Here is a 2,144-nt window from a genome sequence, read left to right as displayed (position 1 = left end):
CCAGCGCGGCGATCAGGGCCAGGGTGGTGGCGGTGAGTTTGGCGCGGGTGTGCATGACAGGGTGATCCTTGGGTGAAACGTGCCCTCTGCATGGCGTCTGCCGGCGAAGGTGGCGGGCCGGCGACAGACCGGGCCAATCAGGCCCGGACCATCGCAGGAGGGATCAGAGGAAGGCCCACTTCAGGCGGTTGGCGTGCTGCTTGTAAAAGGCCACCGGATCAGGCGAGGTCTTGCCCACGGTGCCCAGGACCTGGTTGATTTCATCAAGGTGGTTCCAGGTGTAGTTGTCCTTGATGACCTTGCCCCAGTGGGTCGAGCACTTGCCGACCAGGCCGTCGTTGGGCTCGGTGCCAAAGTAGTCGGCGGTGTAGGCCAGGATGGCGTCGGAGATGTCGGACGAGTTGGTCTTGACCGAGGTGCCGGAGAAGGAGTACCAGCGCATGCTGTTGCCAGCCACGCTGGCGACTTCTGGGCCGCTGCCGCAAGGGGTGGTGGGCGCCCCAACAGGGAATTTGGCATTGAAGGCCGCGGCGCCCGGTGCGCTCAGGGCATTGAGGGCGGTGAGCAGGTCGGTCTGGCTGGTGGTCTTGTTGCCGCTGAGCCAGGCAATCAGCTTCAGGCCAGCGGTGGCCGCCTGGTCAAAGCCGCCGCCAGGGGTGGTGCCGGCCAGGATGGTGTCGGCCACCTTGCTGCCAAAGTGCGTGCCGGCGATGGTGCTGACGCTGGCGACCATGGCGGGCACGGTGCCGGCGGCGTAGCGCACGGTCGGGCCGCCATGGCTGTGGCCGATCAGGTTGAACTTCTTGACGCCGTCCTTGGCGGCCCACTGCTTCATCTGCTGGACCAGCTCCTCCCCACGGAACTCGGTGGTCTGCGAGGGGTTGACCGAGGCGATGTAGACAGTGGCACCGTCGTCGCGCAGGCTGTTGGGGATGTCGTAGAAATACTGGATGCCCAGGATGTTGTCGAAGCCGATGAAGCCGTGAACCAGCACCAGGGGGTACTTGGTCTTGGAGCCGGTGCCGGCGTGGGCGGCCGGACTGAGGGCCAGGCAGGAGGCGGCCACGGCCGCGGCCAGACCGAGGTGACGGAAGGAGAAAAGCTTGCGCATGGGAAGACTCCGGTGTCTGCCGGCCGCGGGGGCCAGGCGGTTGACAAATAAGAACCGATCAACGGCTCGCGTTATGACGCGATTCAAAAAAAGCGCCCGGCGGGCGCCTGCGGCCCTGGGGTTCTCAGAGGCCGGCGAGCTTCAGGCGGTTGGCCTGCTGCCTGTAGAAGGCGACCGGATCGGGCGAGGTTTTGCCCACGGTGCCCAGAACCTGATTGACCTCGTCCAGGTGGTTCCAGCTGTAGTCGTCCTTGATGACCTTGCCCCAGTGGCTGGAGGTGCGGGAGACCAGGCCGTCGTTGGCTTCGCCCTTGAAGTAGGTGGCGGTGCCGGCGAGGATGAGGTCGGAAATGTCCCAGGCATTGGTCTTGACGGCGGTGCCGGAGACGGAATACCAGCGGATGGGGTGGCCGGCCACGCTGGCCACTTCGGGGCCGCTGCCACCCGGGGTGGTGGGCGCCCCGACAGGGAACCGGGCGTTGAAGGCCGCAGCGCCCTTGGTGCTCAGCGCGTTGAGGGCGGTGAGCAGGTCGGCCTGTTTGGCCGTGCTGTTGCCACTGAGCCAGGCGATGAGTTGCAGGCCGGCGGTGGCGAGCTTGTCGAAGCTGCCATCGGGTGTGGTGCCGGCCAGGATGTCGTCGGCCACCTGGCTGCCGAAGTGGGTGCCGGCGACGGTCGTCACGCTGGCCACCATGGCAGGCACGGTGCCAGCGGCGTAACGCACGGTCGGGCCGCCATGGCTGTGGCCGATCAAGTTGAACTTGGTGACGCCGTCTTTGGCGGCCCATTGCTTCAGCTGCTGGACCAGTTCTTCGCCGCGGAATTCGGTGGTCTGCGACGGGTTGACCGACGCGACGTAGACGGTGGCGCCGTCTTTGCGCAGTGCGCTGGGGATGTTGTAGAAGTACTGGATGCCCAGGATGCTGTCAAAGCCGATGAAGCCATGCACGAGCACGATGGGGTGGCGGGTCTGGGAGCCGGTGGCGGTGGCGGTGGCGGTGGTGGTGGTTGTGGTGGCATGGGCCACCGGGGA

The 2,144-nt window shown here is 66.3% G+C and carries 2 protein-coding genes; both read right to left on the bottom strand.

Annotated elements, in window-relative coordinates; translation table 11 throughout:
• Positions 1-163: 163 nt before the first annotated feature.
• Entirely contained in the window at positions 164-1,111 is a 948-nt protein-coding gene (locus QZ994_RS19620) for a triacylglycerol lipase (protein WP_290877713.1), read from the bottom strand.
• A gap of 124 nt (positions 1,112-1,235) precedes the next feature.
• The coding region (locus QZ994_RS19615) for a lipase family alpha/beta hydrolase (RefSeq protein ID WP_367172366.1) at positions 1,236-2,144 on the bottom strand (909 nt) is incomplete at its 5' end.

The sequence above is a fragment of the Aquabacterium sp. genome, assembly GCF_021768455.1.
Lineage (GTDB): Bacteria > Pseudomonadota > Gammaproteobacteria > Burkholderiales > Burkholderiaceae_C > Aquabacterium.
The sequence above is the reverse complement of the archived record's forward strand: the minus strand, read 5'-3'. Positions and strand labels throughout refer to the sequence as shown.